Source organism: Lentzea kentuckyensis, from assembly GCF_002150765.1.
GTDB classification, from domain to species: Bacteria; Actinomycetota; Actinomycetes; order Mycobacteriales; family Pseudonocardiaceae; genus Lentzea; species Lentzea kentuckyensis.
Genome location: NZ_MUYM01000012.1, coordinates 101,147 through 126,223 on the forward strand (window position 1 = coordinate 101,147; position 25,077 = coordinate 126,223).

The following is a 25,077-nucleotide window of genomic DNA, read 5'->3' on the forward strand; positions in this document are numbered from 1 at the left end:
GGGTGCGGGCGATCGATTCCTCGTCGTGGCTGGAAGACGACTGGCGGTGCTGTTCGCGGGCGCGGAGTACGCGAGCGAGGAGTACGTCGCCCTGCCGTTCGCAGCGGAGCGGATCGGACGGCTGGCCGCAGCGCTTGAGCGGTTCGGGTACGAGTGCCGGACGCTGGTGAACCTCACCGCCCGCCAGATCGAACATACGGTGCTGGAGACGATCTCGGCCACCGACCCCGGCGATGTCTTGATCATTCACCTGCTCGGGCATGCCACAGTCCAGCCGGAGGGCCGGGCCTGGATGGTCGGCGCGGACGGACGACCAGCCCTCACCTCCCTCCAAGACTGGTTCCGGCATGGTGCGACATCGGATCATGTCGAAGTGCTGCTCACGCTGGACCTCGCAGTGGACGGGACTGCCGCCCCCGCCCCGGAACTGCCGGATCCACTTTCGTGGGTGATGGGCGCGACCGAGGAGCGAAGGACGTTCCACGGCGACTTCACCTCAGCGATGGCAGACGTCCTCGACCTGTTCGCTGACGATGCGACCGGTCTGAACCCCAGCGCAGCCAACATTCCGTTGCGCCAGGTGATAGATGCGATCGACCTGAGGATGAGTCGCAGCCGTTCAGTCCCCGTCCGATGGTCCGCGGAAATCCCTACCAGCGATCTCTCGTTCTTCCCGAATCCTCACTTCGCACCGGCACAGCCGTTCCACGGTGAGCGTGCGTGGTCGGTGTCAGTGCTTCAACGGGACAGTGGACCGATCTTCGCGGTCGGCGTCACCAACGGAATCGTTCTGTGCAATGTGGACGGTGTACCCATCGACCACTCGGTCACGTCCGCGGTCCTGGCGGTGGCGGGCATTCCGGACAGAAACGTGATGCTGTGCGGCGGTATCGATGGCAGCGTAACGATGCGCTCGTGGCCTGAGCTCTCTGTAGCGGCGCAACTGGACCCGCACGACGCACAGGTCAACAGCGTCGCCGTGACGACCACGTCTGGCCGAGTTCTCGCGGCATCTGCCAGTGACGACTTGACGGTGCGGGTGTACGAGCTGAGTCCCACGATCAGGTTGCTTCATGTGCTCGCGCCAGGAGCAGGCGCGGTTAACACGGTTTCGTTCACCGATGACGATCGGCCGGCGGTTGCCTGCGGCACAAGCGACGGTGTGCTGGTGATGTACGACGTCAACACTGGTGCGGAGGTATGGCGAAACAAGGTCGCCGGGGCGATCCACAGCCTCGCGGCCGGAGCCGTCGGTCGGCCGTCGCTGCTGTGCGCCCAGGACAACGGCTCGCTGCTCATGTGGAACCGCGTGACCAAACAACTCATCACGGCCATACCCGGCAACTCCGGCGCGCTGAGAACCGTGGCACTGGTTGACGACGGCCGGACCGCCATCGTGGGTGGGGACAGCGGCGAGATCGCGGTCGTCGACCTGATCGCTGGAAACGTCCCTCACTCGATCGACCTCGGCGCCGGGGTGATCTGGTCGGTCGCGGTGTACGAGTCCGCACAGGGACCCGCGGTGGTGGCCGCCACGGACAACGGGATCCGGACCGTGCCGCTGGAGTCCACCACCCCACCGTCCGCGCCCAGGAGCTATGCGGGGTTTGTCGCGGACGTCGCTACCGGGGTGGACCAGCTGGGCATCACGGGCGAGGTCAACACGTTGTGCGACCTCGTGCTGGCCAAGGAGATCAAGCCACCGCTGTCGATCGGCCTGTTCGGCGACTGGGGCACCGGCAAGTCGTTCTTCATGAACAAGATGCGCGACCGCATCGAGCTGCTGGCCGCTGAGTCGCAGACCGCGGGGCTGGAGGGGCGCGAGTCGGCGTTGTGCGCGCATGTCTGCCAGATCGAGTTCAACGCCTGGCACTACATCGACGTCGATCTGTGGGCGAGTCTGGCCGCCACGATCTTCGATCGGCTCGCCGCGTCCGAGACGTCCACCGTGCTGGCGGACCTGCCGTCGGTGCGGCGGCTGCGCGACGACCTCGTGCGCAAGCGCCGGCAGACGCGTGACCTGCTCGACGACGCCAACGAGAAGTTGCAGCAGGAGACGCCTATCGGCGTTCGCGACGTGCTCACGACCGAGACGGTCCGCGAGGTCGCGGGGGACGCGGCGAAGCAGGTCGACAAGGCGTTGACCGCGCTGGGAGTTCCCGAGAGCAAGCGCGCCCAGACCGACCTGCGCGAGGTCGCGGAGACAACCGGAACACTGTGGCGGAACCTGGTGTACCTGTTCAAGCGGACGAAGTGGCCGTTGAGGGTGCTGATCGTGCTGGGAGTCGTGCTGGCCGTCGCGGCGCCGCCGATCATCGGTGCGGTGCTCGGAGACTCCCGTGCCGCGCTCACCGCGACCATCGCCTCCTACGTGCTCTACGGGTTGGGGGCGCTCACGTTCGTCAAGCCGTACCTGGACAAGGCGGCGCGGGCGGTCGGGCGGGTCAAGGAGCTGGTGGACAGCGTCGACGAACGGCTGCGGGCGCCGGTGGAGGCGCGCCGGGACACGTTGAAGCAACGCATGGTCGAGATCGACCAGGAGATCCTCGGGCTGGACAGCCGCATCCAGGCGTTGCGCCAGGGCAACAGCATCAGCGCGTTCGCCCTCGAACGCAAGGAGGCCGACCACTACCGGCGGCACGAGGGCATGGTCGCGACCCTGCGGCGCGACCTCGAGGAGATGAGCCGGCGCCTCACCGCCACGAGCACCCGGGGACGGTCGGCTGATCTCGAACGGATCGTGCTCTACATCGACGACCTCGACCGGTGCCCGCCGAAGCGGGTGGTGGAGGTGTTGCAGGCCATCCATCTGCTGCTGGCGTTCCCGTTGTTCGTGGTGGTCGTCGGGGTGGACTCGCGGTGGCTGTTGCGGTCGCTCGACATGTTCCTCCGCGAGAAGGAAGGCCAGGAGGACCCGCGCACGGCCTCCACACCGCAGAACTACCTGGAGAAGATCTTCCAGATCTCCCAGTGCCTGCGGCGGATGTCGCCCACCGGGTACGCCGACCTGATCAGCGCCAACGTCGGCCAGCTCGAAGTCGAGCAACAGCCGGTCGAGGTGGTGGCGTCGGACCAGGCCGTGGCCACCGAACAGGCCACTGTGGACGAAGAACCACGGCAGGTCGAGCCCGTCCAGGCGTCGGCGCCGCGGCGGTCCGCTCCCCCGGCGATCGTCGCCCGCGAGGTCAGGACCTATCGCGACGGCGGACGGATCATGCACCTGCGGTTCAACTCCGCGATGCTGGAATCCGTTGCCTCGACCGGAGTCTTCACCCGTCGATCTCTGCTGGACGCGGATCCGCACGAAGACACCGAAACGCTGGTCGAGAACGAGACACCGTCCGCCGTGATTCCTACCCAGGGCAAGCTGTTGCTGTGGCTCGGTCCGTCCGGCGCGGTGCTCATCGACACGGAGACCAAGGAGCGCCGCGAGGTCAAGCCGGCGACGGGGAAATTCGTCAACGGGGTCGTCTCGCCACAAACAGGCGAGGCGATCCTGGCGACCGCCCAACATCCCGGCCAGTACCTGTGGAATCTGTCGGCCGACTCGGGCGAGCGGCTGGCAGAAGAGCGAATGCGGCCGCTCGCACTCTCGCGTTCGTGGCAGATCGACGGGGGCGCCGAGCGAAACGTCCGAGTGATCGACAGGCGCACCGAGCAACTCTTCGTCAATGTCGAGATCCCGAGCCGAGCCACCACGGCGCTGATCGATCCGGCCGAGCAGTGGATGGCGGTGCTCGACTCGGAACGAAGGCTGCACCTCCGCGGCCTGACCGACAGCGATGCGACCACGGAGCAGGTCGCGGAGGGCGTGACGTTCCTGCGGTTCGGTCCGGGCGGCGTGATCGCGACCGTCGGCGGCGGCAAGGTGTCGGTGTGGGACTGCGCCACCCGTACGCTGCGCGTCGAGGTGCCGGCCACCGGAGAGATCACCTCCATCGCCTTCTCGTCCGACGGCGGCAGGCTCGCCACGGGCAACAAGGAAGGCGAGATCAGAACCTGGGTCATCCACAACCGCAAGCCCGTGGTGGACCTCTCGGCGAGCGCGCTGCGGCTCACCGAGGCGGAGCGGGCCATGATCGTCGCGGTGCGGCCGTTCATCGAGACACCGCGGTCGGCCAAGCGCCTGATCAACACCTACCGGTTGTTGCGGGCCGCGCTGTCCGAGGCCGACCTGGCCGCGTTGCGCGAGGACGGGCATCGGGCGGTGTTGCTGCTGCTCGGCGTGCTGCTGGGTGAGCCGGAGGAGGCGACCGCGCTGATGCGGGACCTGGTCGGCGACCGCTCGCTGCCGCCGACCTTCACCGCGCTCATCCGCCGGCACGGCACGCCTCGGCGGGACGGCACGAGGAATCGTCGCAGGGCTGTCCCGTCGGGGCTCGAGGCCAAGGTCGCCGAGATCATCAAGGCCACCGGGACCACGAACGACGCCATCGAGTACCGGCGGTGGGCGCACGTCGTCGCCCGTTATTCGTTCCGCACGCTGGATCTCTGACCACCCAGCGGAACAACCGTCCACTTGTGCGGGCGCGCGCCGGCAACGGATGGTTACTGTCCGCCTGTGTCATCCGACAAGCACGAGGCGCAGGACCCGAGCGGGTTCATCGTCATCACCGTCGATCGTTCGCGGCTGGTGACGAACGTGCGGATCCGCCCGCACTGGACCGAGCACATCAAGCCGGAGGCCTTCCCTGCCGCGCTGTACAACACCTACGTGACCGCGGTGCAGCGTGCGCTCGCGGCCGACACCGGCAACACCCCGGCGAGTCCGCCGAGCAGTCCCGCGGCGACTGCGGAGGACCTCACCGGACTGCCGCCGGAGGAGCAGATCGCCAGGATGAAGTCGTGGCTCGACGACCTCGACGACGAGCGCGAGGCGGTGCTGCGCTCGGCCCGGCAGGCACCGCGGCTCGTCGACACGGAGGTCCGGAGCCCGCTCGGCTATCTCACGCTGCGGATGCGCGCGGGCGGCCCGATCGCGATCACCGCCGATCCGCACGTCCTGCGCAACCCGTCGGAAACCGTGCTGTCCGACGAGATCCTGCAGATGTTCGTCCAGGCAGGACTCGGGACGGCGGCTCCCCAACGCCCGCGCACCACCAGGCCGCACGAGGCGGACGACGACTACTTCGAGGCCGTGCACGTGTTCGACGACAGGGACTGACATGAGCACCAGCAAGACCGGCTACCAGGTCGTCACCCGGAACCTCAGGGACGAGGCCAAGTTCTGGCAGGACCGCGCGGACAGGACCTTCGCGGTGATCCGGGCCGTGCAGAGCATGACGTTGAGCCGCAGCGCGTTCGCCGTCGCGGACTTCAGCCTGCTGTCGGTGCCCAACGCCGATCTCGAGTCGCGCTTCTACGAGGACTTCCGCGCCTTCATCGAGAAGACCCTGCAGGGCGCCTACACCGAGTTCGTCCAGGTCGACAAGGCGTTGCGCGACATCGCGGACGAGTACGACCGGGTCGAGGACACGACCAAGCTCGACATCGGCAAGTTCTACCACGCCTGAGGAACGATGACGCCCACCATCAGCACCGAGGACATGACGTCCATTCTGGACCGCAGCTACGACGGACTGGAGGAGCTGCTCCAGAAGTGCACCGAGAAGTTCAACGCCGCCATCCATCACGTCAACGAGTGGCGGTACGTGCTCACTCCCGTGATGGACCGGATCCACGGATACCTCGAACTGGTCCGGGAAGGCCTGCGCAAGCTGGAGGCACTCGCGCAGACCGCATGGCGCCACCACGTGCCCGTCGCGTCGCTGATCGTGCAGTCGTTCAACTGGATCAGCGACGTGAAGAACCCCGTGGTGGGCTTCAACCACCCGAAGACGAACCTGGCCTACGAGTGGGAGGGCAAGGCCGCCACCGCCTACTGGGACAAGGTGACGGCGCAGAACGACGCGAGCGCGGTCGTGGCGGCCAAGGCCGACGAGGTCAGCAAGTTCCTCATGGACATCGCCACGGCCAACGTCGGCTACATGACCACCCTGGTCAGGATGGCGACGAAGTTCCTGGCGAAGTTCGTCGAGGTCGCCTGCGAGACGGTGGGAGTGGTGACGATCCCGAACGCGATCGAGAAGCTCGCCGGCGGGATCGGCGCCCTCACCGAGGAGTACCTGGGGCTGATGGCGGACAGCGCCAAGAGGATCGTCGAGGGCTGCGCCCGGCTGCGGACGCTCAGCAGTCTCATGAGCGACGTCAAGCTGCCCGGCGGGCAGTGGCCGCAGGCGGTCACCGGCTGAGCTTGGTCTCGCGCCGCAGCACCGGCGTCACCCACGCCAGCACGACGCCCACCAGCAGCACCGCCAGACCGGCCACGAGTCCGGCCCGCGGATCGCCCGCCGCGACCGACAACGCACCCGCGAGGGCCGCGCCGAGTGGCTGGCCGAGGCCCCACGCGATCATCCGGCCGGTGGTGTTCACCCGCGACTGGAGTTCCGCCGGGCACACCTGCTGGCGGTAGGTGATCCCGTTGATGACCACGGCGGAACTGGCCGCGCCCCAGTACCCGATCGCCAGGCACGTGACGATCCAGTGCGGGCTCATGAGCACGAACAGGCCGCCCAGCACGGACAACGGCAACGCGGCGAGCGCCAGCCGAGCCCCGCCCCAGCGCTCGGTCAGTGTCGGCAGCACCCTGGACGCGATGATCGCGCCCACGCCCCAGCTGCTGAACAACGCCGCGAGCCGCACGTCACCGCGCGGCGCGACGCCCAGCACGCGGTCGGCGAACGGCACGAGCACGGCCATCCAGCCTCCGATCGCGACCGAGTGCGTGGCGCCGACCAGCGTGAGGGTGCGGATGATCGGTTCGCGCCAGAGGAAGCGCAGTCCTTCCCGCACGTCCGCGACGATCTCGCCGGCGCCGCGCACCGGGCGTGGGTTCGCCATGCTGCTGGCGATGCCGCGCAACAACAACGCCGATCCCACGGCGGTCAGCGCGTTCACCGCCAGAAGTGCCGCCGGGGCGATGACCGCCACCAACAGACCGGTGAGACCCGGCACCACGAGTTCGATGACGGTCGTGCGCCCGTAGAGCGTCGAATAGGCGACCGTCAGCCGGTCCTTGCCTACCAGCGCGGGCAGGGCGCCGAAGTTGGCCGCGTCGAAGAACACGAACGCCGTCTGCGTGGCGAACGCCACCAGCACGACGTGCGGGGCGCTCAAGCCACCGGCCAGCCACGCCAGCGGAACGCTGAGCAGCACCCCGGCGACGGCGAAGTCCAGCGCCACCATCATCTTCCGGCGGTCCAGCCGATCCGCGAGCGCGCCCGCCAGCAGGCCGAACACCAGGTACGGCAACGCTTCCGCGGCCGTGACCGCCGACGTCCACCCCGCGGAGCCGGTCAGCTGGTAGACGAGGACCGGCAGTGCCACCGCGGACACCACGGCGCCCGCGACCGACAACACGCGTGCCGACAGGTAACGGCTGAAGTCGCGGTCGGCTGCGTCGAGGTCCCCCGTGCTCGCCACTCCCGGAGAATACGGCGTGCGGTCATCCGATCACCACCTGACACCGTTGGGCCGTACGGGTAGGGCCGAAAGGCTCGTCAAAGTAACGCCCGATCGGCGTAGCGTCGGCTGGTCTTGCGTCGACCACGCACGCCCCGGAGGAACGCAATGAAGCGGTCCACGATTCTCCTGTCCGCGTTGGCTCTCGTCCTCGGCGGTGCGGCGGCGTCGCCCGCCCAGGCCGCCCCGCCCCAGGACCCCCTCGACGTCTACGTCGCCCAGGTGACCCCTCAGCAGGCCGGTGACCTGTCCAGACAGGGCTTCGACGTCGCCGGCACCAGAACGGCCGGCGACAAGGTCGAGGTCGAACTCGTGCTCGACAGCGCCCAGCGGAAACAACTCTCCGAACGCGGCGTCGACGCGCAGCTCAAGAAGACCAAGGATGGCAAGACCACCAGACAGCTCGCCGCCGAACAGGCCGCGAACGGCTTCACGGTGTGGCGGTCCTACGACGAACCGGGCGGGTTCCGCGACCAGCTGTACACGTTGGCGCGCAACAACCAGAACCTCGTCAAGCTCGAGGTGCTCGGCAAGACCGGGCAGGGCCGCGAGATCATCGCGCTGAAGGTCACGCAGGGCGCCAACGGCCTCAAGGACGGCGCCCGTCCCGCCGTGCTCTACTCGTCGACGCAGCACGCGCGCGAGTGGATCAGCACCGAGGTGAACCGCAGGCTGCTCAACCACTACGTGAACCGATTCAAGGCCGGCGACAACGAGATCAAGAACCTCCTCAAGAACACCGAGCTGTGGTTCATCCTCGTCGCCAACCCGGATGGCTACCAGTACACGTTCGACGCGGAACGGTTGTGGCGCAAGAACCTGCGCGACAACGACGGCAACGGCCAGATCACCGTCGGTGACGGCGTGGACCCGAACCGCAACTTCGACGAGCACTTCAACTACGACAACGAGGGCTCGTCCACCGCGACCGCCAGCGAGACCTACCGCGGACCGAGCGCGGCGTCCGAGCCCGAGACCAAGGCCATGCAGGGGCTGCTGGACCGGATCAAGCCGAAGTTCCAGTCCAACTGGCACTCCTACGGGCCGTACATCCTCTACCCGCAGGGCTGGCAGACCGGATCGCCGGAGGCCGACAACCCGATCTACGTCGCGCTGGCCGGCACCGACGCCAAGCCCGCGATCCCAGGATTCGACCCCGGTATCAGCTCCGACGAGCTGTACGTGACGAACGGCGAGACCACCGACTACGCCGACAGCCGCAACGGCACCGTGGCGTTCACGCCTGAGCTCGGCGAGGGCTGCGACGGCTGTGGCTTCGTCTTCCCGGACGACGAGGCGCTCGTCGAGGCCGAGTTCCAGAAGTCGCTGCCGTTCTCGCTGTCGCTCGCGAAGTCCGCGCCGGACCCGGCGAACCCCAAGTCGAGCGTCGGCATCGGCGTCAAGCCGTTCTACCTCGACCAGACCGAGCTCGACCAGGAGAACACGCCACTGTCCATGTTGGACTTCACCTTCGACGTGTCGTACGGCGACCCGCAGGAAGTCCGCGTGCTGGCGAAGAAGTCGCTCGGTGCCGTCACCGCCAAGTGGCAGATCGGCACCGGCCCGGTGCGGAGCGCGCCGACGTCCGAGTGGACCGGCGGCGAGCGCTACAGCGCCGGCAACGCGAACTACTACCACGTCATGCGCGGCACGGTGACCGGCACGAACCCCGGCGACCAGGTCAAGGTGTGGTTCGAAGGCGGTGGGCAGACGAGCGGCTCCTTCACCTACACCGCCGTCTCGGAGTCCGGTGACAAGGTGCTCGTGCTGGCCGCCGAGGACTACACCGGTGTCTCACCGGCGAAGCCCGGTGTGACCGCGCCGCAGTACCTGTCGTACTACACCGACGCGCTCGCCGCGAACGGGGTCGCGCACGACGTGTACGACGTGGATGCCAACGGCCGCAAGGCACCCGACGCGCTCGGTGTGCTGAGCCACTACAAGGCCGTCATCTGGTACACCGGCGACGACGTCGTCACGCGTGAACCCGGCTGGGGCGCCGGTAACGCCTCCAGCCTCGCGCAGACCGAACTGCTGGAGATCCGCGACTACCTCAACGAGGGCGGCAAGGTGCTCTACACCGGGCAGTTCGCCGGGCACCAGTACACCGGCGCGCTCGGCACCCAGCTCTACGACCCGTTCGAGAACAAGCCGTGCAACACATTGCCAGACAAGGATCTGCGATGCCGTCCGCTCGACGGCTCCGGGGACGGCGTGAACGACGTCCTCACCTACTGGTTCGGCGCGGCGGTCGTCAACAGCGGAGCGGGCCAGGACCCGGACACCGGTGACACGTTCCCGGTCAGCGGCGTCGCGAACCCGCTCACCGGCGTCACCCTGACCCTGAACGGGTCCGGCAGCGCCGACAACCAGGCCAACACCGCCTCGTTCATCACGACGAGCGGCCTGCTGCCGGTGAACGAGTACCCGCAGTTCGCCAGCGATGTCGCGGCCGCGTGGGATCGCCCCGGCGGCCCGTTCAAGCCGCACTTCGGCGACTACTACGTCTACTCGCAGATCAGTGACGTGTCGTACAAGCGACTGACCCGCACGATCAACGTTCCAGCGGGTGGCGCGCAGATGTCGTTCTGGACGTCGTACGACACCGAGGCCGCGTGGGACCACCTGTTCGTCGAGGCCCGCACGGCCGGCGGCACCAACTGGACGACGCTGCCCGACCTCAACGGGCACACGACGACCGCGACCGGGGACAGCTGTCCGGAGGGCTGGCGCGACCTGCACCCGCAGCTCGACCACTACCAGACGATCAACCCCGACGGCACCTGCGCGCCGACCGGGTCGACCGGCTCCTGGAACGCGGCGTCCGGCTCGTCCGGCGGCTGGCAGCAGTGGAACGTCGACCTGTCCGCCTACGCGAACAGCCAGGTCGAGATCTCCATCGCCTACGCCAGTGACTGGGCCACGCAGGGGCTGGGCGTGTTCGTCGACGACATCGCCGTCACGACCGGCGAGGGCAGCACGTCGTTCGAGTCCGGTATGGACGGTTGGGCCATCACCGGCCCGCCGCCGGGCAGCGGGGTGAACAGCAACAACTTCATCCGGACCACCGCCGCCGGGTTCCCGGAGGGCGCCGTGGTGAGGACCGCCGACACCCTGTACTTCGGGTTCGGCCTCGAAGGCATCTCCGACGCGGCCACCCGCAACACGGTGATGGACAGATCGATCGACTACCTGCTCGGCAGCTGATCAGCTGGGCGGCGCGGTCTGCCGGACCGCGCCGCCCGTTCGTACCACGCAGAACGTCCTGAGCAGGCCTAACATGGAGGCATGGGTACCACGACCCTCGAACTCAACGAGGAAGAGCTGATCCTGCTCCGGCACGCGCTGCGCCACTACCTGTCGGAGTTCGGTCATGAGGAGGCCGACATCCTGCGGAAGGCTCGCGCGCTGCTGGGCAAGCTGCCCGTGCCGGCCAAGTAACCGGCAGGGTCCAGAACGTCGCCGCGGACCGGCGACCGATCCCGCATGGCCTTGATCGCGCACCAGACCAGGAACGCCAGGCCCAGCCACACGTAGGCGTTGCCGATCAGGTGCTGCCACCAGGCCCACGCGAGTTCCTTGTCGCCCGTCGCCGGGAGCAGCCAGTGCGGGCCGACGGCGAACACCGCGCCCACCGCGATCCGCACCCAGCCGTGCAGGAGCAGCAGGGCGGGAGCGATCCACACCCAGTGGTGCGACCAGGACACCGGCGAGATCAGCAACCCCGCGGCGGCGACGGCCACCAGTGCCGTGAGGTCGTCGCGCAACCGTGGCAGCACCAGCACGGTCACCGCCAGCACGAGCACGCAGAGCACCAGCCACACCGACTCGGGCGCGCCCAGCCGGAACAGCAGGCCGCGCAACGACTGGTTCGCGGTGTAGGCGAGGCCGCCGACGCGTTGCGGGTCGAGCATCGCCTCGAACCAGAACTGCTTCGACTGGCCCGGTGCGAGCACCCAGCCGATCAGGCCGGCGCCGGCGAACGTGCCGACGGCGGTCAGCGCGGGCCTCCACCGCTTGCGGGACAGGAAGAACAGCACGAAGATCGCCGGCGTCAGCTTGATCGCGGCGGCGATTCCGACCAGCATTCCCCGTGGCCACGGCGTGCGCGGCAGCAGGCAGTCGGCGGCGACGAAACCGATCAGGATCATGTTGATCTGACCGAGATCCAGGCCGCCGCGCAGGGGTTCGAGCAGCAGGCACAGCGAGGCGAGGCCAAGGCCCACCTGGACGCGCTGGGCCGCCGCGGTACACGCCGCCGTGAACAACGCGATGCCGGCCGCCGTGAAGAGCACGGCGATGACCGGCAACGGTAATGGGGTGAGCCCGCTGAACAACATCGCCGCGAACGGCGGATACGTGAACGGCAGACCGAGGGGTGCCGTGAAGTCAGCGGTGTAGAGGTCCGTGCCGGCCCGCCACGCCTCGCCGCCCGCCAGATAGACGCGCAGGTCGAGAAGGCCGGAACTGAGGCTCCGCACGCAGATCCAGGTCAACGTCACGGCCGCGGCCGCACCCCAGACCTTGCGGAGATCGACACGGGACACTTGAGCCAGCACAGGAAGACCTTTCGCCCACCAGAAGTCCGATGTGGACGAGCCTGCTGTGCGAGCGGGTGCGGGCGGATCAGCTCAGGAGTCGGAAGATCATGGCCGAACAGCTGCCAACCTCGGCCGGGGTCAGCCTTTCGGCCGAGGTCAGCCGGCCACCACGTGCGCGCGGAACGCCCACGCCACGATCTCGACGCGGTTGCGCGCACCCACCTTGGCCTGCACCGATGCCAGGTGGGCCTTGATCGACGACACCGAGAGCCGCAGCGCGGTGGCGATCTCGTTGTTGCTCAGGCCCTGCGCGACGTGCCGCACGACGTCCAGTTCGCGCGGGGTCAGCACCTCGGTCTCGGCGGTCGCGACCGGCGGCACCGAACGCCGCAGCACCCGCAACACGACCTGCGGCGACACCAGCACGTCCCCACGTGCCGCGGACCTGATCGCCTCGACCAGCAGCCCGGGACTGGCGTCCTTGGTGAGGAACCCGCACGCGCCGAGGTCCAGCGCACGGTTCAGGACGTCGTCGCTGTCGAACGTCGTGACCACCACGACTCGGGTGTGCGGTGCGAGCTGCCGGGTGACCTCCAGACCGTCCAGGCCCGGCATCCGCACGTCGACCAGACACACCTGGGGCATCAGCTCCTTGGCCCGCGCGACGGCGCTGAGCCCGTCCGCGACATCCGCGACCACGCGAACGTCCGGCTGCGCCTCCAGAATCAACCGAAACCCGGCACGCACCATGTCCTGGTCCTCGGCAACAAGCACAGTGATCACGCCCGCACCTCCAGAACCAACCAGAACCCAGCACACACCACGCCCTGATCCTCGGCAACAAGCACCGAGATCACGCCCGCACCTCCAGCGGCAGCTCGGCGGTGACCAGCCAGCCCTCACCGGTGGCGCCCGCGAAGAACCGCCCGCCCAGCTCGTGCACCCGTTCCCGCATGCCCACCAGCCCGAACCCGCCCGAGTGCGCGGGTCTGGTCGTGCCGTTGTCCACAATGGACAGCAACACCGCGGTGGCCGTGAGCCGCACGTCCACCTCCACGTTCGTCGCGTCGAGAGCGTGCTTGCGGGTGTTCGTCAACGCTTCCTGCACCAGCCTGAGCACCGAGCGCCCCAGCTCCGGCCGCACGTCGTCGGTCAGCTCGATGCTCGTGCGCACCGGCAGACCCGACTTCTCCACGAGCTGGTGCAGGTCGGCGGTCAGATCGCTGGTGGCGGTCGCGGCACCGTTGTCCCGCAACGTCCGGACCATCGCCCGCATCGCGCCCAACGCGTCCGTGCCGCCGTCGACGATGCCCGGCAGCATCTCGTACGCCCTGGCCCTGTCCTGCTCTCCGACCACCAGCGCGGCCTGTGCCTGCACGAGCATTCCGGTGACGTGGTGTGCCACGACGTCGTGCAGCTCCCGCGCCATGTCCAGGCGTTCGTCGCGCCGCGCACGTTCCTCCGCCGCGACCGCGAGTGCCTCCCTCGACCGGTCCCGCATCCGGATCAACAACCCGCCACCGACGGCGATCAACCCGACCATGAAGAAGAGCAGCGCGGTGTCGGTACGGCTGAGCAGGGAGTTCGACCGGAAGACGATGGCGTGCAGACTGACCAGCGCCAACGCCGCCACAGCCACCGCTGCTCGCAGCATCGGTGCCTTCCAGGCGAGCAGGAAGGCCAGCAACAGAACTGCTGCGGCCTCGGCGATCCTCACCGGTGGGACGAGGAGGATCCGCGGCGCCCTGACGCCGGCACCGCTCAACCCCAAAGCCCGGTTGAACCCGCTGATCCGGACGGTGATCGTGAAGAGTGCGGCGCACACCACGGCCGTCGCGACGAACATCGTTCCCACCTGCCGCTTACGGCGAAGTTCCCCCACACCGGCGATCGTAGGAGGTGGGCCGATCATCCGGCCTCCTCCGTCCGACCGAGCCGGATGGCCATCTGGTCAGCCGGCCGCTCCGATCGCCTCGTCGAGAATGCCCAGTCCCAGCGCCAGCTCCTCTTCGGACGCGGTGAGCGGCGGCGCGATCCGGAACACCCCGCCCATCCCGGGGATCTGCACGATGTTCATGTGCAGCCCCAGGTCCAGGCACTTCTGCGTGATCGGCGCGCTCAGCGACTCGTCCGCGATCTCCAGCCCCACCAGCAGACCGCGCCCCCGCACGTCGGACACCAGCGAGTGCCGCGCGGCGAGGTCGTCCAGGCCGTTGCGCAGGAACGCGCCGAGCTTGGCCGCCTGTTCGTCCAGCCGTTCCTCGACCAGCACGTCCAGCACGGTGTTGCCGACGGCGGCGACCAACGGGTCCGACACGTGCGTCGTGAAGAACAGGTAGTCGCGGGCGTGCGCCTCCTCCTCGATCTCCGCCGAGGTGATCACGGCGGCCAGTGGCAACCCGGCGCCCAGGGTCTTCGACAACGTCAGGATGTCCGGCACCACGCCGTCACGTTCGAACGCGTACCAGTTGCCCGTGCGGCACAGGCCGGTCTGGGCTTCGTCCAGGATCAGCAACATCCCGCGCTCACGGCACTTCTGCTGTAGCGCGGCGAAGTAGCCAAGCGGTGGCTCGAGAATCCCGCCAGAGCTCAGGATCGGCTCGACGATGCACACGGCCAGCGAGCCGACGGACTGCGCGTCGATCAGGTCGAACGCCAGGTCCAGCTGCGCCTGCCAGTCACCGGACGGCGCGGGGATCGCGAAGTTGCCCGGCGTCGCGGGCCCGTACCCCTTGCGGCCCGCGCTGTAGGTCGCCGCTGCGGCCGCCGCGGTCATGCCGTGCCACGAGCGGGCGAACGCGACCACCTCGTGCTTGCCGGTGACGAGCTTGGCCATGCGCAGCGCGGCCTCGTTCGACTCGGCGCCGGTGGTGAGCAGCTGCACCTTCGACAACGACGGCGGCAGAGTCTCGGCCAGGCGACGGGCCAGGTCCACGACCGGGCGGCTCAGCATGCCGCTGAACAGGTGATCCAGGTTCGCGATCTGACGTTGCACGGTCTCGACGATGCGCGGGTGCGAGTGGCCGAGGATGGCGCTCATCTGCCCGGACGTGAAGTCCAGGATGCGACGGCCGTCCTCGGTGAACAGGAAGCTCCCCGACGCGCTGTCGATGATCTCGCGCGTGAACGTTCCGCCGTAGCGGACCAGGTGGCGGTCGACGTCGTCCCAGAAGGTGTCCATGCCTCTGGACGCTACGAGTGGACGAGCATCGGGTCCATCTCACATTTCCGCGCTCGCTGTTCGGAAATGCCGTACAAGACGACACTGCACAGCATGACCCTGAACCCGTGGCGCCTGCGTCTGCTCAGCCAGCTCGACGCGCTGGGCACCGTGCGGGCCGTGGCACAGGCCGCGAACCTGAGTCCGTCGAGCGTGTCGCAGCAGCTCGCGGTGCTGGAGAACGAGACGCGCACCCAGTTGCTCGAACGGACCGGGCGGCGGGTGCGGCTCACGTCGGCCGGCCTGATCCTGGCGCGGCGGGCGCGCTCGATCCTCGACCAGATGGACTCCGTCGAGGCCGAGCTGCGCGAGCTCAGCCAGGAGCCGTCAGGCCGGGTGCGGCTCGGCGCGTTCCAGAGCTCGATCCACACGCTCGCCGTGCCCGCGATCGGCCACCTCGCCCACCCGCACCTCGACGTCGAACTGGTCGAGCTCGAACCGCACGCCAGCATGCCCGCGCTGCTGGCAGGCGAGGTCGACGTGATCATCACGACCACCGACTTCGTCGAGCTGCCGGTGCCGAGCGACATCGACGTCGTGCCGCTGGGCGCGGACCCGATCGTGCTGGTCACGCCGCCCGGCCAGCCGAAGAACGACCTCGCGGCGTGCAAGGACGAGCCGTGGGCGTTCGACATCCCCGGCTCGTACATGGCGAACCTCGCCACGCGGCTGTGCCGGCAGGCTGGGTTCGAGCCGCGGGTGGTCGGCCGGTTCACCAACTATATGCTGACGCTGAAGCACGTCGAGGCAGGTCTGGCGGTCGCGGTGCTGCCCGCGCTGGCCGTCGACCGGCGGTTCGACGTGATGACGCGGGAGCTGCCGGTGACGCGGAGGATCACCGCGGCGGTGCGGCGGGACTCGCGCGCCGCGATCACCGCGGTCCTCGACGCCCTGCATACTCGTGCCCAGTCCGACGAAAGGTGATCATGGGCAAGCGCGTCACGATCAACGACGTCGCGCGGACCGCCGGGGTCTCGCGGCAGACCGTGTCGCGGGCCCTCAACCACAAGGGCGAGATCGACGCCGGCACCAAGCAGCGGGTGCTGGACGCCGCGCGCGAGCTGGGTTACCGGCCCAGCCGGTTCGCCCGCGGGCTCGTGCGGCAGGACAGCACCACGATCGGCCTCGTGATCCCTGACCTGTTGAACCCGTTCTTCACCGAGGTCGCGCACGGTGCGTTGGAGGCCGCGCGCGCACGTGACTGGCACGTCATCGTGTACGACACGGCGGACAGCATCGACGAGGAACGCCGCACGATCGAGGTCGTCGTGTCGCAGGTGGACGCCGTGGTGGGCTACTTCAGCCTCGACGAGACCGAGCTCGACCAGCACCTCAGCGGCATCCCCGTGGTGCTGATAGGTCGTGACCACCAGACACCGCGCTTCAGCTCGATCCGCATCGACGGCGAGAAGGGCGTGCACGAAGCCGTCGACCACCTCGTCGCCGCGGGTCATCGCAGGATCGGCATGCTCGACCACGCGAGCCGCACGAAGCCCAGCCCGCGCCGCGACTGGTTCGCCGGCGCGATGACCAGGCACGGGCTCGAAGCCGCAGCGGTCGGCCACACCGCACAGTCGGTCGACGGCGGTGCCGAGGCGTTGACCGAACTCCTGGCGGGGCATCCCGACCTCACCGCCGTGTTCACCTACAACGACGTGGTCGCGATCGGTGCCCTGAGGGCCGCGCGGCGACTGGGCCTGGCCGTGCCGAGGGACCTCGCGGTGGTCGGGTTCGACGGGCTCCAGCTCGGCACCGTCGTCGACCCGGCGCTGACGAGCGTCGCGCTCGACACCACCCGGATCGGCGCGCTCGCGATCGAACAGGCGGGCAGGCTGCTGGTCGGCGACGCTCCGCTGCCGCCCGAGGAACTGCAGGTCAACGCGGTTCTGCTGGTCCGCGACTCGGCCTGAGCCTTGACACTCCCCCTCGATCGGCTTCATGCTTCGGCCCGTGCCGTGAACGTTCACGGGAGCGTTCACGGACGTTTCGGAGGGCCCGCTGCCGTTGAGGCACAGAAGGGTTGAACAACTTGTCCTACATCGAGGAAATCGGTCCTGGCACGGGCGCGCTGCCGCCGCGTGCCTTCTTCATCTCCGACGCGCCTTCGTTGTCGCTCAACGGGACCTGGGACTTCCGTCTCGACGACGGTGACTGGGGCACCATCACCGTGCCGGGGCACTGGCAACTGCAGGGCCACGGTTCGCCCGCCTACACGAACGTGAAGTACCCGTTCCCGGTCGAGCCGCCCTTCGTGCCGTCCGAGAACCCGACGGGTGACTACCGGCTGGTGTTCGACCTGCCGGAGAACTGGCCGGACGAGCCGGCGGCGCTGCGCTTCGACGGCATCGACTCGTGCGGGCGGATCTGGCTCAACGACACCGAACTGGGCATCACCCGCGGCAGCAGGTTGCCGGCGGAGTTCGAGGTGGGCCACCTGCTCCGCCCGTCCGGAAACGTGCTGACCGTCCGGGTGCACCAGTGGTCGGCCGGCAGCTACCTCGAAGACCAGGACATGTGGTGGATGTCCGGGATCTTCCGCGCGGTCACGCTGTTGTCCCGGCCGCGCGGCGGTGTCGCGGACTACCAGGTGCACGCCTCCTACGACCACGTTTCGGGGCTCGGCACCCTGGAGGTGGCGGGCGCGATGATCACCGTGCCGGAGCTGGACGTGCACGATCTGCCGCCGGGCCAGTCCTTCTCGGCGCCCGTCGAACCGTGGAGTGCCGAGAGCCCGAGGCTGTACGACGGTTTCGTGCACACCGACGCCGAACGGGTGCCGGTGCGGATCGGGTTCCGGACCGTCGCGATCGAGGACGGCGTGCTCACGATCAACGGCTCGCGGGTCGTCTTCCGCGGCGTGAACCGGCACGAGCACCACCCTCGGTTCGGCCGTGCGGTGCCCCGCGAGACCGCGCTCGCGGACGTGCTGTTGATGAAGAAGCACAACGTGAACGCCGTGCGCACCAGCCACTACCCGCCGGACCCGTACTTCCTGGAGCTGTGCGACGAGTACGGCCTGTGGGTGATCGACGAATGCGACCTGGAGACGCACGGGTTCGGCGAGCTGGGCTGGGCCGGCAATCCCAGTGAGGACCCGCGCTGGGCGGAGTCCTATGTGGACCGCATGCGCCGGATGGTGGAGCGGGACAAGAACCACCCGTCGATCGTGCTGTGGTCGCTCGGCAACGAGTCCCACACCGGCCGCAACCTCGCCGCGATGGCCGAGTGGACCCGTGACCGCGACCCGTCCCGCCCGGTGCACTACGAAGGTGACTTCGACTGCGAGTACGTCGACGTGTACAGCCGCATGTACGCCTCGCACGAGGAAGTCGACCAGATCGGGCAGGAGAAGCGGCACGGAATTCCGTTCGTGCTCTGCGAGTTCGCGCACGCGATGGGCAACGGGCCGGGCGGGATGCTCGAGTACCGCGAGCTGTTCGAGCGGTACCGGACCGTGCAGGGCGGGTTCATCTGGGAGTGGATCGACCACGGCCTGGAGCGCGACGGGCACTTCGCTTACGGCGGCGACTTCGGCGAGCCGTTGCACGACGGCAACTTCGTGATCGACGGCCTGGTGTTCCCCGACCGCACGCCCTCGCCGGGCCTGCTGGAGTTCGCCAAGGTCTTCGAGCCGGTGCGGATCACCGGAACGGGTTCCGGCATCCGGATCACCAGCTACTACGACCACGGTTCGCTCGACCACCTGCGGTTCGACTGGGTGTACGAGGTCGACGGGGAAGAAGTCTCGTCGGGCTCTCTCGACGTGCCGGCGGTGGCCGCTGGGACGCACGCGGACGTCCCGCTGCCTGAACTGCCTGCTGCAACGGGTGAGGGCTGGCTGACCGTTCGCGCTTCCCTGGCCGAGGCCACGAGTTGGGCGAATGCCGGTCACGTCGTCGCCTGGGGCCAGCTCTCCATCGCCGAAGCCGATCCGGTCACCCCGATCGGCCCGGTGGAGCTCGTCGGCGTGGGTGACGTGCTGTGGCTCGGCCCCGGCGAGTTCGACCCGGCGACCGGCCTGCTCACCCGGCTCGGCGAGCATCCGGTCGACGGCCCGCGCCTCGACCTCTGGCGGGCCCCGACCGACAACGACCGGGGCTCGGACCACCCCGAGGAACGCGCCTGGCGTGAAGCGGGCCTGCACCGTCTGCAACACCGCGTCATCGAGGTCGACGTCCAGGAGACCGCCCTGGTCGTCCGGACGCGGGTGGCGCCGCCCAGCCTGGGCTTCGGCATGCTCGCGGACTACCACTGGACCGCCGACGGCGACCGCCTGCGGTTGCGGCTCACCGTCACCCCGGACGGCGACTGGCCGTGCACGCTTCCCCGCCTCGGTCTGCGGCTGACTCTGCCTGGGGCGTTCGACAGCGTCGAATGGTTCGGCGCCGGGCCCGGCGAGGCGTACGCGGACAGCCGTCAGGCGGCCAGGATCGGCCGTTTCGCGTCCACTGTGGACGCGCTGCAGACCCCGTACGTCTTCCCGCAGGAGAACGGCAACCGCGCGGACGCCCGCTGGCTGCGGATCGGTGATCTGAAGATCGAGGGCGAGCCGGTGTTCGACTTCACCGCCCGCCGCTGGACCAGCGAGGACCTCGACGCCGCGCGGCACACCGTCGATCTCAAGCCGCGTGAGCACGTGTACCTGAACCTCGACCTCGCCCAGCACGGCCTCGGCACGGCGTCGTGCGGACCGGGCGTGCTGCCGCAGCACCGGCTGCACGCCAGGAACGCGACGTTCTCGGTGACCTTCGCGACGGCCTGACCGTTCCACGATGTGGACCTAGTTGAAACGTCACCTAAACTCGGAAGGAGACTTGATCGAGGAGGTTCCGTGCCGCGGAAGTCAGAGCCGTTGCGGAAGCTGGGTTTTCTCACCATCGGGCTGTTCGACGAGCACAATCCCGGCGCCGGCCATCGGACGACGCTGGACATCATCGCGCTCGGTGAGGAACTCGGGTTCGACAGCGCGTGGGTGCGGCACCGGCATCTGCAGTTCGGGATCTCCTCGCCGATCGCGATCCTGGCCGCCGCCTCCCAGCGGACCAGCCGGATCAGCCTCGGCACCGCGGTCATCCCGCTGGGCTGGGAGAACCCGCTGCGGCTCGCGGAGGACCTGGCGACCGTCGACGTGCTGTCCGGCGGTCGCCTGAATCCGGGCGTCAGCGTCGGGCCGCCGATGCGGTACGACGAGGTCAAGCACGCGCTCTACCCGCAGACCGCGGACGTCGAGGACTTCAGCTACGACCGGCTGCAACGGCTGCTGGACTTCGTGCGCGGCGAGAAGGCCACGGACTTCAGCGGCACCGAGGGCATCGAGGTGTTCTCGGACCGCGTGCAGCCGCACTCGCCCGGCCTGAGCGAGCGGATGTGGTACGGCGGCGGAAGCCTGCGGTCAGCGAAGTGGGCCGGCGAACACGGGCTGAACCTGTTGTGCAGCAACGTGGTCCAGGCCGAGCAGTCGGAGGACTTCGCCGAGATCCAGCAGTCGCACATCCGGACGTTCCGCGAGCACGGCGGTGGCCGGGTCTCGCAGGGTCTGGTGGTGATCCCCACGGACTCGGCCACGACGGAGCAGCGCGCGAAGTACCAGGACTACGTGGACCAGCGCACGGCCCGCACCGGAGCACCGGTGGGGCCGCGCCGGTTCATGTTCGCCCGCGACCTGATCGGCACGTCCGCGGAGATCGCCGAGCAGCTGTACGCGCACCTCGCCTTCCAGGAGGTCGACGAGGTGGCGTTCGCGCTGCCGTTCAGCTTCGACCACGAGGACTACGTGCAGATCCTCACCGACATCGCGACGAAGCTGGGTCCGGAACTGGGCTGGCAACCGGCCTAGCCGATGCTGGCGCCGACCGCCGCCAGTGCTTTCGTGACCGGCTGGAAGAACGTCACACCGCCGCGCCGGCAGTCACCGCTGCCGCCGGAGGTGAGGCCGATCGCGTCGCCGTTGCGGGCGAACAGCGGACCGCCGCTGTCGCCGCCCTCGGCGCACACGGTCGTCTGGATCAGGCCGGTCACCGCGCCCTCCGGGTAGTTCACCGTGGCGTTGAGGCCCGTGACGCGACCGGACTTCAGGCCGGTCGTGCTGCCCATCCGCTGCACCTGCCGGCCGACCTGGGCCTCGGCGGCTCGCCGGATCTGGACCTTGTTGCCGTTGCCGGTGTCGACCTCGCTGGGCGCGTCGGTGTTGCGGTTGTTGTAGGTCAGCAGGGCGAAGTCGCCGTTGCCGGGGAAGGTGGACCTCACCACGGTCGCCGCCGCCCTTCCGCCGGCGGCCAGGGAGAACTGCCTGCCTGCGGCCGTGCAGTGGCCCGCGGTGAGGATCGCGGGGCGGTTGTCGTTCGTGACGACGTTGAAGCCCAGCGAACACCTGCTGTTGCCCGCGAAGATGGCGTCGCCGCCCTCCGCGAACAACTGGAAGGTGCCCTCCGTGCGTTCGAGCTTCACCTTGGAGCCCATCGACTTCACCGTGGACACGAGGTTGTCCCAGCGCGCTCCGGTCACGGTGCTGTCGGCGGTGACGAGGACCTCGTTCGTGGCCGGGTCGACGGCCCACGCGGTGCCGGGCGTGGAAGCCTTCTGCCGCAACGTTTCGGTGGCCTGCGCGGGAGTCGCACGGTCGTTCTGAGCCGCCTGGCTCGCGGTGAACGTCGTCGCGGTGATCACGACCGCGACAAGACCGATGCCGGCCGCGATCGCCTTGGCCCTGCGACCGTCGTTGTGGTGCTTGCCCATGTGGTGCCCTCTCGTGAAGTCCGCGAATGGTCCAACAGTGGATTTCGTTGTGCGACAGCGACAAGTTGCCGATCGTCTCGACCTCGTAGACGGTCGGCCTGGGTGGTGCCCCGATCGTTTCGAGGCGGCGGAACCGGTGAACGACCGGTGATCAAGGCCGCGTACTCCCCCGTTGAGCGGCTCCGCTGTGCAGCGGGCCGGACGAGAGGAAGCGGACATGCCGGAGAACAACGTGAAGCGCGGCGCACTGGTGGCGGTACTGGCGGCGGCGGTGAGTTTCGGAGCAGTCGGAACGGCTCTCGCCAGTCCTTCGACAAGTGCGGCCCCAACAACAAGTACAGCCCCTTCGACGAGCGCGAGTCCGTCGGCGGGCGCGAACCAGGGAAAGTGCAACGCCCAGCAGAAGCAGCAGACGAACAACGCCGCGAACAACGCCCGCAACCAGGCCGGCCGGGCGCAGCGTGCGGCCAAGCGGGCGGCGAACAACGCCAAGCGCGCCCAGCAGCGGGCGAACAACGCCGCCAGGGCGGCTCAGGCCGCCGCGGCGAAGGCCCAGCAGACCAATCAGCAAGCCGACAAGAACAAGGCGAACCAGGCAGCGGCCGCGGCGCAGAAAGCCAAGCAGCAGGCCACCGCGCAGGCCAACCGCGCCGCGCAGGCGAAGAAGGTCGCGGCCCAGCAGAACAACAGGTCCAACCAGGCTGCCGCCGCCGCGCGCAAGTGCGCCGCCTGACCGCGTTCGGCTGACGCACCGGTGAGTCGGCCGAACGCACCGGAAAGGAGCTCGGGCTCGGCGGTCCTGAGCTCCTTTCCCGGGCACACCTTTTCTGGGCGTAAAAGGCTTTCACGCGGCAGGCAGGAGGCCGGCGTCATGGGCGACGATCGCGGCCTGAGTGCGGTTGGCGCAGCCCAGTTTGGCGAGGATGCGGCTGACGTAGGTCTTGACCGTGCCCTCCCCCATGTACAACAGCCGGGCCGCTTCGGCGTTCGAGGCGCCGACACCGAGCATCACGAGGACTTCGCGTTCGCGGTCGTTCAACGTGTCCACGAGCCGTTGTGCCTTCACGGAACGGCCGTCGCTCAGGTGCGTGGCGATCAGGTCCTTGGTGATCCGCGGCGAGAGGATGGCGCCACCGTGGGCAGCCGCGCGCACGGCGTGGATCAGCTCCTGCGGTCCGCTGTCCTTCAACAGGAATCCGGCGGCACCGGCCCGCAGCGCACGGGTGATGTACTCCTGCTCGCCGAACGTCGTCAGCATCACGACCTTGACGTGGGGCGCGCGGTGCGCGAGCTGTTCGGCGGCGGTCAGACCGTCGGTGCCGGGCATGCGGATGTCCACGAGCGCCACGTCGACGGGTTGCGTGCAGGCCAGCCGCACCGCCTCGGCGCCGTCGCCCGCCTCCGCGGTCACCTCGATGTCGTCCGCGTGCCGCAGCACCAGCCTGACACCTTCGCGCAGCAGCTGTTCGTCGTCGACCAGCATCACCTTGATCACGTTCACGCTCCCGGCAACATGAAACGGGACTTCTGGACCAGCAGATCCCTGCGGAAGCAGTAGCGCTCGACCATGGCGGTCCCGTTCTCTTCGAAGTAGGTGTACGAGCAGTCGGTGTTCTTGGGCGGCGCCGGCTCGACGCCGCGTGACGCCATGCGTGCGATCTGGCTCTCCCACCCGACGGTCTGGGCGACCTGCGCGCGCGTGCTGCCGAGCTTGAGCACCTCGAACGGAGTCCGCGTGTCCACGCCGGGAAGCTGGAACATCGCCGTGTTGAACGTGACGACGAGGATCGCGACCGCGCCGATCAGCCCCGTGGCCAGCACCGCGGACATGCCCGCGCGGGCGAAGCCGTCCTCCGGCTCGGCCTGGGCGACCGCCGCGAGCGCGACCGGGGCGGTCACCGCGAGGGAGAGCTCGGCGGCGATCCGGAATCCCTGTCCCGCCAACGGTCCCGCGGTGAACGTCCCGCCGAGCAACCGGACGCGTTCCTGCACGCCGGCGAGCCCGAGCCCGGTGCCCGGCGTCGGGGCTCCCGCGCGTCCGTCGTCCGCCACGCTGACCCGGACGCGGTCGGTTCCGTGCTCCACCACGACTTCCGTCCGGGAACCGGGCGCGTGCCGGCAGACGTTCGTCAGTCCCTCCCGCACGATCCGGTGCACCGCCTGCCGGACCGGTCTGGCCACATCGGACAGATCGTCGCCGGTCCAGTGCAGCGTCACCGGGAGGCCGCCCGCCTGGGCCTGGTGCACCAGCTGGAAGATGTCCGCCCTGGTGCCGGTGTGGTCGGCCGGTCGGGTGGCCGCGGGTTCGGGCTGGCGGAGGATGCCGAGGGTGGCCCGCAGCTCGTCCATCGCGGTGCGCACGGTCGTCCGGATGAGCCGCGCCGGCTCGCTCACGTGCCGGGTGGCGTCCATTTCCAGACTGCCCGCGTACAACGAGATCAGGCTGAGCCGGTGCCCGAGCAGGTCGTGCATCTCCTGTGCGATGCGGGACCGTTCCTGCAGCCTGGCGGTGGATCCGGCGTAACGCGACTGCTCGCGCAGCGCCCCGATGAGCTGTTCACGTTGCGCGAGAAGGGTTTGCACGACGACCGGGCCCGCGACCGTGACGAGCGCGGCGATGCCGAACTCGATGATCACGACCCTCCACTGGTAGCCGGACCCGATCAGCCCGATCGTGAACGGCAACGCCGCCGCCACCGTCACCACGACCGCCCGCCACCGGGTCCGCTGAACCCGTGCGGCAACGCTGTAGGAGGCCAGCGCCAGCGCGATCCCGGTCGCGGGATACCAGCCGAAGAGCGCCGCCGCGACGAGCAGCGCCACCACGGGCAACCGGCGCCGGAGCGCGGCGGGGACCACCGCGGCGCCGGCCACCAGCGCCCCGACGCCTGGCACGTCGCACGAGGCCGGTCCCCACGCTACCGACACGTACTGGGTGGCTGTGAAGGTGACGGCGGCGACGAACGCCATGAGAGCGAGCTCACGCCCCAGCGCCACGACCCGCGGGGTCGGCGTCCCGGACTGAGATCCACTCATGACTGGGAGTACGTACCGCGCCAC

Annotated in this window: 19 protein-coding genes; 11 read left to right on the top strand and 8 right to left on the bottom strand. The window is 69.0% G+C overall.

Features of this window, described 5'->3' with window-relative positions; all coding sequences use genetic code 11:
- Window positions 1–25: 25 nt before the first annotated feature.
- From B0F77_RS06980 to B0F77_RS06995, 4 genes are all read left to right on the top strand, one after another.
- Window positions 26–4,495 carry a P-loop NTPase fold protein gene (locus B0F77_RS06980; protein ID WP_143466607.1) on the top strand — a complete coding sequence of 1,490 codons (4,470 nt, stop codon included), beginning with the start codon at window positions 26–28 and terminating at the stop codon, window positions 4,493–4,495.
- 66 nt (window positions 4,496–4,561) lie between these two features.
- Window positions 4,562–5,164, top strand: coding sequence for a hypothetical protein (locus B0F77_RS06985; protein WP_086661946.1), 603 nt, complete (start codon window positions 4,562–4,564; stop codon window positions 5,162–5,164).
- Between the two features lies 1 nt (window position 5,165).
- Window positions 5,166–5,513, top strand: a complete 348-nt coding sequence (locus tag B0F77_RS06990; RefSeq protein WP_086661947.1) for a hypothetical protein — start codon at window positions 5,166–5,168, stop codon at window positions 5,511–5,513.
- Window positions 5,514–5,519: 6 nt separating this feature from the next.
- On the top strand, window positions 5,520–6,251 hold the full coding sequence (locus B0F77_RS06995) for a hypothetical protein (protein ID WP_086661948.1): 732 nt from the start codon (window positions 5,520–5,522) through the stop codon (window positions 6,249–6,251).
- On the opposite strand, the gene B0F77_RS07000 is transcribed toward B0F77_RS06995, so the two are convergent.
- Window positions 6,241–7,482 (bottom strand): MFS transporter, encoded by a 1,242-nt coding sequence (locus B0F77_RS07000; RefSeq protein ID WP_086661949.1) that lies wholly within the window; start codon window positions 7,480–7,482, stop codon window positions 6,241–6,243. The two genes, B0F77_RS06995 and B0F77_RS07000, sit on opposite strands and share 11 nt — an antisense overlap.
- A gap of 147 nt (window positions 7,483–7,629) precedes the next feature.
- On the opposite strand from B0F77_RS07000, the gene B0F77_RS07005 reads away from it, so the two are divergent.
- Window positions 7,630–10,728, top strand: coding sequence for a M14 family metallopeptidase (locus B0F77_RS07005; protein WP_086661950.1), 3,099 nt, complete (start codon window positions 7,630–7,632; stop codon window positions 10,726–10,728).
- Between the two features lie 81 nt (window positions 10,729–10,809).
- Window positions 10,810–10,962, top strand: a complete 153-nt coding sequence (locus tag B0F77_RS47745; RefSeq protein WP_158102625.1) for a hypothetical protein — start codon at window positions 10,810–10,812, stop codon at window positions 10,960–10,962.
- On the opposite strand, the gene B0F77_RS07010 is transcribed toward B0F77_RS47745, so the two are convergent.
- The 4 genes from B0F77_RS07010 to B0F77_RS07025 form a co-directional block, all read right to left on the bottom strand.
- Window positions 10,893–12,068 (bottom strand): glycosyltransferase 87 family protein, encoded by a 1,176-nt coding sequence (locus B0F77_RS07010; protein WP_086661951.1) that lies wholly within the window; start codon window positions 12,066–12,068, stop codon window positions 10,893–10,895. The genes B0F77_RS47745 and B0F77_RS07010 overlap by 70 nt on opposite strands.
- A gap of 150 nt (window positions 12,069–12,218) precedes the next feature.
- On the bottom strand, window positions 12,219–12,845 hold the full coding sequence (locus B0F77_RS07015; protein WP_086661952.1) for a response regulator: 627 nt from the start codon (window positions 12,843–12,845) through the stop codon (window positions 12,219–12,221).
- A gap of 70 nt (window positions 12,846–12,915) precedes the next feature.
- Window positions 12,916–13,908 carry a sensor histidine kinase gene (locus B0F77_RS07020; RefSeq protein ID WP_158102626.1) on the bottom strand — a complete coding sequence of 331 codons (993 nt, stop codon included), beginning with the start codon at window positions 13,906–13,908 and terminating at the stop codon, window positions 12,916–12,918.
- A 105-nt stretch (window positions 13,909–14,013) separates the two neighbouring features.
- Window positions 14,014–15,243, bottom strand: coding sequence for an aspartate aminotransferase family protein (locus B0F77_RS07025; RefSeq protein ID WP_086661954.1), 1,230 nt, complete (start codon window positions 15,241–15,243; stop codon window positions 14,014–14,016).
- 93 nt (window positions 15,244–15,336) lie between these two features.
- Here B0F77_RS07025 and B0F77_RS07030 point away from each other — a divergent pair, with 93 nt between their 5' ends.
- The 4 genes from B0F77_RS07030 to B0F77_RS07045 all read left to right on the top strand — a co-directional run bounded on the left by B0F77_RS07030 (window position 15,337) and on the right by B0F77_RS07045 (window position 21,118).
- Window positions 15,337–16,206 carry a LysR family transcriptional regulator gene (locus B0F77_RS07030; protein ID WP_086662102.1) on the top strand — a complete coding sequence of 290 codons (870 nt, stop codon included), beginning with the start codon at window positions 15,337–15,339 and terminating at the stop codon, window positions 16,204–16,206.
- A gap of 2 nt (window positions 16,207–16,208) precedes the next feature.
- On the top strand, window positions 16,209–17,192 hold the full coding sequence (locus B0F77_RS07035) for a LacI family DNA-binding transcriptional regulator (protein WP_086661955.1): 984 nt from the start codon (window positions 16,209–16,211) through the stop codon (window positions 17,190–17,192).
- A 119-nt stretch (window positions 17,193–17,311) separates the two neighbouring features.
- Window positions 17,312–20,044 (top strand): glycoside hydrolase family 2 TIM barrel-domain containing protein, encoded by a 2,733-nt coding sequence (locus B0F77_RS07040; protein WP_086662103.1) that lies wholly within the window; start codon window positions 17,312–17,314, stop codon window positions 20,042–20,044.
- Between the two features lie 69 nt (window positions 20,045–20,113).
- Complete coding sequence (locus B0F77_RS07045) at window positions 20,114–21,118, top strand: LLM class flavin-dependent oxidoreductase (protein WP_086661956.1); 1,005 nt, start codon at window positions 20,114–20,116, stop codon at window positions 21,116–21,118.
- On the opposite strand, the gene B0F77_RS07050 is transcribed toward B0F77_RS07045, so the two are convergent.
- A complete protein-coding gene (locus B0F77_RS07050; protein ID WP_086661957.1) occupies window positions 21,115–22,017 on the bottom strand; it encodes a S1 family peptidase in 903 nt (300 codons plus the stop codon). The two genes, B0F77_RS07045 and B0F77_RS07050, sit on opposite strands and share 4 nt — an antisense overlap.
- A gap of 217 nt (window positions 22,018–22,234) precedes the next feature.
- Here B0F77_RS07050 and B0F77_RS07055 point away from each other — a divergent pair, with 217 nt between their 5' ends.
- Complete coding sequence (locus B0F77_RS07055; RefSeq protein ID WP_086661958.1) at window positions 22,235–22,750, top strand: hypothetical protein; 516 nt, start codon at window positions 22,235–22,237, stop codon at window positions 22,748–22,750.
- Between the two features lie 111 nt (window positions 22,751–22,861).
- Here the strand turns inward: B0F77_RS07055 and B0F77_RS07060 are convergent, their stop codons facing one another.
- Window positions 22,862–23,512, bottom strand: coding sequence for a response regulator transcription factor (locus tag B0F77_RS07060; RefSeq protein WP_086662104.1), 651 nt, complete (start codon window positions 23,510–23,512; stop codon window positions 22,862–22,864).
- Between the two features lie 2 nt (window positions 23,513–23,514).
- Window positions 23,515–25,053, bottom strand: coding sequence for a sensor histidine kinase (locus B0F77_RS07065; RefSeq protein ID WP_086661959.1), 1,539 nt, complete (start codon window positions 25,051–25,053; stop codon window positions 23,515–23,517).
- Window positions 25,054–25,077 lie beyond the last annotated feature (24 nt).

What these genes read in the sequence shown, in the direction of transcription:
- B0F77_RS06990 (WP_086661947.1), top strand. Translation starts at nt 5,166, where the DNA reads ATGAGCACCAGCAAGACCGGCTACCAGGTCGTCACCCGGAACCTCAGG.
- B0F77_RS06995 (WP_086661948.1), top strand. Translation starts at nt 5,520, where the DNA reads ATGACGCCCACCATCAGCACCGAGGACATGACGTCCATTCTGGACCGC.
- B0F77_RS07005 (WP_086661950.1), top strand. Translation starts at nt 7,630, where the DNA reads ATGAAGCGGTCCACGATTCTCCTGTCCGCGTTGGCTCTCGTCCTCGGC.
- B0F77_RS47745 (WP_158102625.1), top strand. Translation starts at nt 10,810, where the DNA reads ATGGGTACCACGACCCTCGAACTCAACGAGGAAGAGCTGATCCTGCTC.
- B0F77_RS07020 (WP_158102626.1), bottom strand. Translation starts at nt 13,908, where the DNA reads ATGTTCGTCGCGACGGCCGTGGTGTGCGCCGCACTCTTCACGATCACC.
- B0F77_RS07025 (WP_086661954.1), bottom strand. Translation starts at nt 15,243, where the DNA reads ATGGACACCTTCTGGGACGACGTCGACCGCCACCTGGTCCGCTACGGC.
- B0F77_RS07030 (WP_086662102.1), top strand. Translation starts at nt 15,337, where the DNA reads ATGACCCTGAACCCGTGGCGCCTGCGTCTGCTCAGCCAGCTCGACGCG.
- B0F77_RS07035 (WP_086661955.1), top strand. Translation starts at nt 16,209, where the DNA reads ATGGGCAAGCGCGTCACGATCAACGACGTCGCGCGGACCGCCGGGGTC.
- B0F77_RS07050 (WP_086661957.1), bottom strand. Translation starts at nt 22,017, where the DNA reads ATGGGCAAGCACCACAACGACGGTCGCAGGGCCAAGGCGATCGCGGCC.
- B0F77_RS07055 (WP_086661958.1), top strand. Translation starts at nt 22,235, where the DNA reads ATGCCGGAGAACAACGTGAAGCGCGGCGCACTGGTGGCGGTACTGGCG.
- B0F77_RS07065 (WP_086661959.1), bottom strand. Translation starts at nt 25,053, where the DNA reads ATGAGTGGATCTCAGTCCGGGACGCCGACCCCGCGGGTCGTGGCGCTG.